At 39.4% G+C, this 4818-nt stretch carries 7 protein-coding genes and 3 pseudogenes; 4 read left to right on the top strand and 6 right to left on the bottom strand.

The features are described from left to right. The 4 genes and pseudogenes from ACFINE_RS09165 to ACFINE_RS09150 all read left to right on the top strand — a co-directional run. Window positions 1–282: pseudogene (locus ACFINE_RS09165) on the top strand (late control protein); the annotation flags it as partial. A gap of 785 nt (window positions 283–1067) precedes the next feature. Next, entirely contained in the window at window positions 1068–1208 is a 141-nt protein-coding gene (locus ACFINE_RS09160; RefSeq protein ID WP_375621819.1) for a type II toxin-antitoxin system RelE/ParE family toxin, read from the top strand. Then, the gene (locus ACFINE_RS09155) at window positions 1157–1348 is read left to right on the top strand and encodes a type II toxin-antitoxin system RelE/ParE family toxin (protein WP_375621820.1); all 192 of its coding nucleotides are present in this window, start codon (window positions 1157–1159) and stop codon (window positions 1346–1348) included. Before ACFINE_RS09160 ends, ACFINE_RS09155 begins: the two co-directional genes overlap by 52 nt. A gap of 17 nt (window positions 1349–1365) precedes the next feature. Then, window positions 1366–1665, top strand: a complete 300-nt coding sequence (locus tag ACFINE_RS09150) for a HigA family addiction module antitoxin (protein ID WP_375621818.1) — start codon at window positions 1366–1368, stop codon at window positions 1663–1665. A 56-nt stretch (window positions 1666–1721) separates the two neighbouring features. Here the strand turns inward: ACFINE_RS09150 and ACFINE_RS09145 are convergent. From ACFINE_RS09145 to ACFINE_RS09120, 6 genes and pseudogenes are all read right to left on the bottom strand, one after another. Further along, window positions 1722–2758, bottom strand: a pseudogene (locus ACFINE_RS09145) (tyrosine-type recombinase/integrase). Window positions 2759–2760: 2 nt separating this feature from the next. Beyond that, window positions 2761–3009 (bottom strand): hypothetical protein, encoded by a 249-nt coding sequence (locus tag ACFINE_RS09140; RefSeq protein ID WP_015857131.1) that lies wholly within the window; start codon window positions 3007–3009, stop codon window positions 2761–2763. Window positions 3010–3084: 75 nt separating this feature from the next. Further along, the gene (locus tag ACFINE_RS09135) at window positions 3085–3471 is read right to left on the bottom strand and encodes a hypothetical protein (protein ID WP_375621817.1); all 387 of its coding nucleotides are present in this window, start codon (window positions 3469–3471) and stop codon (window positions 3085–3087) included. After that, entirely contained in the window at window positions 3468–3881 is a 414-nt protein-coding gene (locus ACFINE_RS09130) for a hypothetical protein (RefSeq protein ID WP_375621816.1), read from the bottom strand. The genes ACFINE_RS09135 and ACFINE_RS09130 overlap by 4 nt, the downstream gene beginning before the upstream one ends. 78 nt (window positions 3882–3959) lie before the next feature. Then, entirely contained in the window at window positions 3960–4583 is a 624-nt protein-coding gene (locus ACFINE_RS09125; RefSeq protein ID WP_375621815.1) for a lambda exonuclease family protein, read from the bottom strand. A gap of 1 nt (window position 4584) precedes the next feature. Then, a pseudogene (locus ACFINE_RS09120) lies at window positions 4585–4749 on the bottom strand (recombinase); the annotation flags it as partial. Between the last annotated feature and the right edge of the window lie 69 nt (window positions 4750–4818).

Raw genomic sequence — 4818 nt, 5'->3', positions numbered from 1 at the left:
GCTTTATCTGCCGCTGCTTCCGAGTCGGACAGGTTGTGTCGTGCTGTGGGCAGTGGCTCCTTGACCTTAGAGGGACGCCCAGAAATCATGGCGGATCAACCTCTCATCCTTCAAGGGTTTCGTGGGCAAATCAATGGGCCATGGAAAGCTTCCACTGTCACCCACCGCTATGAAAAACAAAGCGGATACACAACAGAAATCACACTCGAGGCACCAAACAAGGGAAAAGAGGCAGGAGAAAAGGAAACCTCTGAGAGACAGAAAATCAAAGGGACAACTTGACCCTTTGATCGGTGTTGAAGAGTATTGAGACCAAAATCAAAAGTTCGCATTTTGGTGTGGAGGTAAGGAATAGGTGCAACTTGCACCAATTGCATGAGTACAGCAATAGGGTAATGTTTACCCAATTCCTCAAAGGAGCAATGGTGCAAACATTGCACAATTGCAGACTGAAGAGCAATTTGGTCAAGTTGACCGAATTCCTTAAACGCTTCTTTTTTTAATAATGTACTTGAATAATGTGTTTGGGATACGGAAAAACGATTAGTCAATTTATGCTAAAAGGGTGAACACATCTTATATACGCTGCTTCTCAAATAATACGATTCCAACTCAATGATTGATCATCTCAAATTGCGATTTTGAGCAGAAAAGAAAAGAGGCTTTAAATGATCTTTGAAAGGCCTTTGAAGACCCTTTGTGAACCCCTTTAAAACTCTTAAAAAAAATAAATTGGTACAAAACCTAGTGGCAAAATATACAAAACCCGCTGGCAAGCTACACCGAACCTTTAAAAAAGTCATATAAAATCAAAAAGTTATAGCATGATAAAAATGCTGTGGCGGAGGGGGGTGGGAATGCTACATTTATATGCAATCAATAACTTATATAAAGGTAAGGGAATTTTAATTCCATTGATTTTATTAACTTATTTTTATGTCTATCCCGAACTTTTTTATAGCTTATTCTCAATCATTTTATCCAAATATGTAATCAGATTTTCCAGTATATTACTTGACTTTTATTTTTATAAATCGTATAGTAGTAGTATACGATAAGGGGTTCTAATGGCAATTGTGAGTTTCAGACATAAGGGCTTAAAATTATTTTATACAACAGGTTCCACAAAAGCTATTCGACCAGATCACGTAAAGAAATTACGCGTTATCTTAACGGCTTTAACAAGTGCTACCACACTCGAAATGTGAAAGCACCTGCCTTTAAAATGCATCCTCTTAAAGGTGAACTTACAGGATACTATTCTATATGGGTGAATGGAAATTGGCGTGTTACTTTTCGCTTTATAGGAACAGATGTGGAGCTTGTTGATTATCAAGATTACCATTGATGAAAGGAACGAAAATAATGATGCATAACCCCGCACATCCGGGCGAAGTTCTAAAAGTAGCTTTCTTAGACGAAATGGGGATAACAATACAAAAATTAGCTGATCATCTCCATATGACAAGAGCTTCTCTATCAAGAGTGATTAACGGACATGCCTCTATGAGTACCGAATTTGCAGTGAAATTAGAACTAGCTGGTTTTAGTAAAGCAAAATTTTGGCTGGATATGCAAACAAATTATAATTTATGGCAAACAAAGCAACAGGCACAACCACCTATTTCTCTTCTTGTTTCTGATACACCTCAAACGCCGCTTTGACTTCGTTAATAATTTTGATGGTGCTTTGGTTTGTTTTTTAGCTGCCGCTCATTGCTCTAGCTTTTTTGTAGCTTTTTGATTGCTTCTATTGCAAGTCGTTTTCTATCGGCTGTTTTGGTACAAAGGGATACCATTTTATCTTCGGTCCAGCCAAAAAGCACTTTCATTTGCGAAACTGTCGCACCAGCATTGGCTGCACGTGTTGCTGCTAATTTTCGCAATCCATGCGCTGATTTTTTAATACCTGCTGCATTACAAGCTTTACGAAACAGATTACCAAAACTTTCTTTGGTCAGTTTTTTACCTTCTTTACCGCAAATAAATGTTTCATCTCCAATAGGTCCAATTTTAAGTGTTTCTGCGAGTTCTGGTAAAATAGGAAGAAAAACATCTGTTTTAAATTGGCTCTTTTCTGTTTTGAGATAAATGATATTATCTTTGACGTCTTTCCAGCCGATACGAACGGCATCACCACGACGCAAGCCTGTATAAAGAAGAACATCAATCCAGACGCGTTCATGTGTACCATGTGACCAACGGTGATAATATTTGTCAATATCTTCTTCTAACCATGGTATGAACCCTTCTGCATTAAAGGATTTTGGCGGCTTTATATTAAAAGCAGGATTTCTATTTAAAAGGGCATTATCAACCGCCCAATTAAAGAGACCATTTAAAGAGGTCAAAAAATGTTTTGCCGCGGCGGGGGTATCTCGCCTTCTGTCTACGGCTTCAAGAATGTGTTGTTTGTTTATGCTTTTATATGCACGATCACCGATATGTTTAGAAACATTATTCAGAATTCTATACTTAATTTTTTAGTAGTTTCTAATTGATTATGCCATTGCATGCTTTGTAAATACTGATGCAATAACCAATCGAAAGACCCTTCTGTGAGTCTGGTACGCCTCTTTGTTTTGGAGGAGCCATTTTGCGCTTGTTTAATAGCCAGCGTATAATTGTCAACAAACTCTTGCGTTCCATAGGTTCCTTCAATCCGAAACCGTGGTCCATGACCAATACGTACATACCATATAACTTTACCATGGCGTGTACGTTCACGAACAAGATGCGGTGGACGGCGTTTTGGCATGGCTAAAACTTTATACCGTCGACAGAGGGGCAGCTTTTGCTGGTCTCGTAGTCTTCTTGTTCATTTTCAAGCGGTGGAAAATCATCAATGCTATAAGTATTATCTGTCGTTGTTGGTGTTATGGTTTTATTGATATGAATTAATAATTCCCCTGTAGGTTTGATTTCTATGAGTTCACATCCTTGTTTTTTAGCTTCTCTTAAAGCACGAGCAATAGCTGGTTGCGTGATAGTAGGTGGGCGGTGTGGCATGTTTATTCCCCTTCATTTTAGATGTAATTCACTCGTGGCGTGAATCACGCTGGTGTTAAAATTTTGTTTGTGTTGCTAGAAAGGAATGTCGTCTTTTGCTGAAGAGTCGCCGTTCTGGGCGGTCATAGTTCGTTTACAAGCTTCTGAATTATCATAAATTTTTGTATCGCCATAAATTCTTGAATCACTATCGATAACCACATTTCCAAAAATCTCTGCATTATAAGCAACTTGTGCGTTATCAAAAACCTTAGCGCTATCGTAAATATTGGCAAACAAATACGCCTTGGCATCATTATAAATCCAACAATCGTTTTCATGACTTAAATTGTCTTCATGCTCTATAAAGCCGCCAAGATCACCTGCCTTTACATCTCCAAAGTCTTTCAATGCACGGATGCGGTAAAGCGTAATGTATCCATCAAACTCAATTGTTTCATCAGTCAGTTCGTATTTTCTCATCTGGTTTGTTCTCTAGTTGAGATTCTTCTATCGTCATCAATCCAGTCGTCCCAACATACACATGCTTCACCGTAAATTTTTGCATGACCGTAAACATGCGCATCACCGTAAACTTGCGCATTGCCGTAAACACGCGCCCCATCGTAAATGTATGCCTCACCGTAAACTTGTGCATTGCCATAAACACGTGCATCTCCAAAAACACAAGCCTTATACCAAATCCAACAATTGCCCTCATGGGATAAGTTGCCTTCATGCTCTATAAGACCGCCTAGGTCCTCTGCTTTAATACCACCAAAGTCTCTCAATGCACGAATGCGGTGGAGAGTTTTGCCATCAACCTCAGTTATTTCATCAGTAAGTTCATATTTTTTTCCATGGTTTATTTCCTTGATTTGCGTACAATCCACCCGTAGCGTGAAGCACGCATGTGTTGAAAGTGTTAGGAAAGGGTGGGGGTGCTGGGAGGAGAGAGCACCCCCATATGTTTAAGCAGCTTTTGCCAAAATCTTTTCCATCTCTTGTTCTATTTCCCCTAAAAAGATTTCGACAGCTTTATTAATCTCTTCAATGTGTTTCTCATCACGGAGGACGCGTTTGATTTTCATTCTCAAACCAGTAGATCTACCTACAAAGTTTGGATTATAGCTCATGAAATGACACCATTTGCGTCCTGTACATGCCATTTGGAATTGCATTTGTGCGATATATTCAGGTTTGATTTTGCCATCCATAAAGAAGCGCAAATGCGTGGTCGATTGTGGACATTTAACTTCAACTAAACCGTCATCACCAACAAATCCATCAGGACTTGCTCCTGCCATTTTTATTGTGGGGTGTTGGATAAACCCGCACCTTGTGACCTCTGTGTCATAAATGAATGCATATTCTCTCAAGGCATCATCCTCATGTTCAATGCCCCATTGCATAGCTGGTGTTATATAAGATTGGCTTATTCCTTCTATTAGACGCTCTGTAATGAGTTTGATTTTGTAGTCTTCATATTTGCTTGTAGGCAATCCTTTTGCTGTCTTACTGAGTACGTTGTAAACGTTTGAAGCAGTGACTTTACCCAAGCGCGCTTGAAACCATTCTGCTGTTCTTTGTTCCATCTCACACCGCCGTTCCCTGTTCGTGTGGCGTTGCTATATCGGCATCTTGTATAGTAGAATCTGTTTCTACCTTTTGCCTGTTTTGTTTATCTTTCAAAAGATGCAACACCGTTTGTGCTTGTCCTTCAGACATATCGTCGAGCTTTTTGACGTTGACAAAAGCAATCTCTCTCATGATGGCAATTGCTGGGTCTATGATAATGCTTGTGTTACTTGGGGTTCAAAAATTTATGAC

Source organism: Bartonella sp. AA97HXZ (assembly GCF_042196985.1).
Taxonomy (GTDB): Bacteria; Pseudomonadota; Alphaproteobacteria; order Rhizobiales; family Rhizobiaceae; genus Bartonella.
Note: the sequence above shows the minus strand (reverse complement) of the source record. Positions and strands in the feature narration are given on the sequence as shown.

Coding starts and splice junctions, on each gene's coding strand:
- ACFINE_RS09160 (WP_375621819.1), top strand. CDS start 1,068: ATGGCAATTGTGAGTTTCAGACATAAGGGCTTAAAATTATTTTATACA.
- ACFINE_RS09135 (WP_375621817.1), bottom strand. CDS start 3,471: ATGAGAAAATACGAACTGACTGATGAAACAATTGAGTTTGATGGATAC.
- ACFINE_RS09125 (WP_375621815.1), bottom strand. CDS start 4,583: ATGGAACAAAGAACAGCAGAATGGTTTCAAGCGCGCTTGGGTAAAGTC.
- ACFINE_RS09150 (WP_375621818.1), top strand. CDS start 1,366: ATGATGCATAACCCCGCACATCCGGGCGAAGTTCTAAAAGTAGCTTTC.
- ACFINE_RS09140 (WP_015857131.1), bottom strand. CDS start 3,009: ATGCCACACCGCCCACCTACTATCACGCAACCAGCTATTGCTCGTGCT.